The sequence below is a fragment of the Variovorax sp. 01T439_2 genome (genome assembly GCF_056398445.1).
In genome coordinates, this window is record NZ_JBFTPJ010000593.1 from 1 (window position 1) to 3773 (window position 3773).

Consider the following 3773-nt stretch of genomic DNA (forward strand, 5'->3'; position numbering starts at 1 on the left):
CGCTGAAGTCCCTGGCCACGCTGCCGCGCGGCCAGACGCCGGGCTTCGCGGGCTGATCGCCGGCACCGCAAGACGACGACCACAAGAGAACACGGGAGAGATCCGCGAATGGCTGACCAGGCCCCCCAGAACGACGCACAAGCCAAGGAGCGCGAGCGCCAGACCGCGGTGGCACCGCTCAACACCATCGGCGAGGAAGACATCGGCGCCGGCGCCGCCAAGATCGACAAGTGGCTGCGCAAGCTCACCAACGACTACGTCACGCTGAACGTGCTGGCAACCTTCGCGGGCAGCCTGCCGGTCATCGGCAACATCATGGCGCTCATCGACGCGGTCTGGGACCTCATCGAGATGGTCACCAAGAAGGCGTACAGCGACGTGCTGCAGTGGGTCAGCCTGGCCATCAACCTGCTGGGCGTGATCCCGTTTCCGCCCGCCACCGGCGCAGCGCGCATGAGCCTGCGGCCCATGCTGCACCTGCTCAAGCAGGAGATCGCCAAGTCGGCCAAGAACGCGGTGCCGAACATCGGCGAGGCGTTCATTGCCGTGCTCATCACGCACCTGAACGACACCATCGCCGGCACGCTCGACAAGTTCGTGGACGAGGCGCTCGGCTATCTCGACGACTTCCTGCAGTCCTGCGCAAAAAAGGTCGACGGCATCGCCGATGCGCTGATCGGCGCGCTGCAGGTGGCGCTGGGCGAGAAGCCGGTGTTCGCGACCGGCGCCGCTGCCGAGCGGAACACCTACGACCCCAAGACCCAGAGCACCTGGAGCCRCATGATGGCCGCCGCGGCCGAGGCCGCGAAGAAATCCGCCAACTACGCGGCGGCCACCGCGAGCCACTATGCGCTGCCCGACAGCGCCAAGGCCATGATCCGGGACACCGTCGCCAGCCTGACCGACCTCAAGGGCGCGGCCCGCCGGCAGATCATGCGGCTGGGCGACGAGAGCCTGCAGTACGGCATCAAGTGGATGATCAAGATCCTCAAGGATGCATTGCTCAGGCGCAAGGGAAAGCACAGCGCCAACATTTCCGCGAACAACGGAACGCAGGTCGAAAGCAAGAAGCCCGGCGGCGAACAGGCCGCCACCTCCGCCCAGGTGCCAGCCAGCGGCGACCCCGGCTGCAAGAACTGCACGAACGCCGCCGCGGGCGGCGCCATCAGCCTGGCCACCGGCTGCGAGAGCTTCGACCACACCGACTTCGTGCTGGGCGCGCCCCTGCCCATCACCTGGACGCGCACCTACCGCAGCGATCTTGCCGCCTTCGACCAGGGCAGCCTCGGCGCGCGCTGGATCACGCCCTACAGCACGCGCGTCGATGTTGCCAAACCCGCCAAGGGCCGCCGCCAGGGCCAGATGAGCCTGATCTATCGCGGTGCCGATGGCCGCAGCCACGCCTTCCCGCTGCTGGCCGTGGGCCAGAGCCATCGCAACCCGATCGAGGAGATCACCCTCACCCGCCTCGGCGAACGGCTGCTCGCGGTCGATTTCGGCAAGCCCATGCCGGCCGGCCAGGCCCCCGACTGGCGCGAGACCTACGAGCTGGTCGACACCGTGCCCGCCAAGGCGGCCGCGCAAGGCAAGCAGCACTTCCGGCTGGTGGCGCAGCACACGAACAGCGGCGCCGCCGTCGGCCTGCGCTACGACCACGTGATCGCGGCCACCGGCGAGCAGGTGCTCAGYGACATCATCAGCAGGCAGGGCGAGGCCGTCATCGCCCACGTCGGCACCCAGCCCGATGCGCAGACCGGCCTCATCAAGGCCCTGTGGGAGCTGAAGGAAGGCCGCGTCGTGCGCCAGCTGGCCGCCTACACCCACGACGCCGAAGGCGACCTCGTCGCCGCGCAGGACGAGAACGGCGCCGGCTGGCAGTACAGCTACGGCCATCACCTCGTCACCCGCTACACCGACCGCACCGGCCGCGGCATGAACCTGCAGTACGACGGCACCGGCGCCGATGCCAAGGCCGTGCGCGAATGGTCCGACGACGGCAGCTTTGCGCTCACGCTCGAGTGGGACAAGAACATCCGCCTCACCTACCTGACCGACGCCATGGGCGGCGAGACCTGGTACTACTACGACGTGCTGGGCTACACCTACCGGATCATCCACCCCGACAAGCGCGAGGAATGGTTCCTGCGCGACGACGCCAAGAACATCACGCGCCACATCCACACCGACGGCACCACCGACGACTACGTCTACGACGCCCACGGCAACCTCAAGACCCACACCCGCGCCGACGGCAGCAGCGTGCACTACGCCTACGACGCGCGCCACCGCATCACCGGCATCCTCGACGCCGAAGGCGGCGCCTGGAAGCGCGACTACGACGCAAGCGGCAACCTCACCGAAGAGATCGACCCGCTCGGCCACAAGACCGAATACGCCTACGACAACGCCGGGCGCCCCGTGCGCATCACCGACGCCAAGGGCGGCATCAAGACCCTCGCCTACGCCCCCGACGGCCAGCTGGCCAGCCACACCGACTGCTCGGGCAAGACCACCCAGTGGGCCTACGACGGCCGCGGCCGCCTGGCCAGGATCACCAACGCCCTGGGCCAGGCCACGCGCTTTCGCTACACCGAAGCCGGCGAAGCCGCGCAGTCCGCGATGCCCGGCCATGCCAACCACCCGGGCCAGCTCGAGGAGATCGTCCACCCCGACAACACCAGCGAGTACTTCGCGCATGACGCCGAAGGCCGCCTGCTCGCGCACACCGACGCGCTGGGCCGCCGCACCAGCTACGGCTACACCCGCGCCGGCCTCGTCGCCCAGCGCACCGACGCGGCCGGCCGCACCCTCGAGTACCACTGGGACCTGCTGGGCCGCCTGCGCGAGCTGCACAACGAGAACGGCAGCCGCTACGACTTCCGCTACGACCCCGTCGGCAAGCTGCTCGAAGAAACCGGCTTCGACCGCAAGAGCACCCAATACCGCTACGACGAAGCCAGCGGCGTGCTGGCCGAGGTCATCGAAGCCGGCCACAGCACCCGGCTCGCGTTCGACCCCCTGGGCCGCCTGAGCGAGCGCCAGGCCGACGAGCAGGCCGAACGCTTCGCCTACGACCGCAACGGCCGCCTGGTCGAGGCCACCAACGCCGAGGCCCGGCTCCAGTGGTTCTACGACCGCGCGGGCAACCTCGTGCGCGAGCACCAGCACTACCTGGACCATGGCCACACGGCGGTCTGGCAGCACGGCTACGACGAGCTCAACCAGCGCATCGCCAGCATCCGCCCCGACGGCCATGTCACCCAATGGCTCACCTACGGCTCCGGCCACGTGCACGGCCTGCTCGTGGACGGCCAGGACATCCTGGGCTTCGAGCGCGACGACCTGCACCGCGAGATCGGCCGCGAACAGGGCAACGGCCTGACGCAGAAGCTGCACTACGACCCCGCCGGCCGGCTGCTGGAGCAGCAGATCTCGCAGACCAGGCCGGGCGCCGTCGAGGCCGTCGGCATTCGCCGCAGCTATGCCTACGACAAGGCCGGCCAACTGGTGGCCATCGGCGACAGCCGCCGCGGCAACCTGAGCTACCGCTACGACCCGGTGGGGCGTCTGTTGGAAGCTCACAGCCGCCTGGGGCGCGAGACCTTTGCGTTCGACCCGGCAGGGAACATCGGCCATCCTTCCGACGACACCGGTGCCAACGCGCAGGCCGCAGGCCGCGTCACCACCCGCGTCGCGGTGCGCCTGAACGGCGATGGCCGCAGCATGGCCGGCCGGCTGATGGACAACCTGCTCAAGGACTATGCAGGCACCCA

General features: G+C 69.1%; 1 protein-coding gene. It reads left to right on the plus strand.

Going from position 1 to position 3773, the window contains the following annotated elements:
• Positions 1 to 108: 108 nt before the first annotated feature.
• Positions 109 to 3773 (plus strand): DUF6531 domain-containing protein (locus AC1DOC_RS23950; protein WP_478130632.1); only part of this gene is annotated, 3665 nt, incomplete at its 3' end.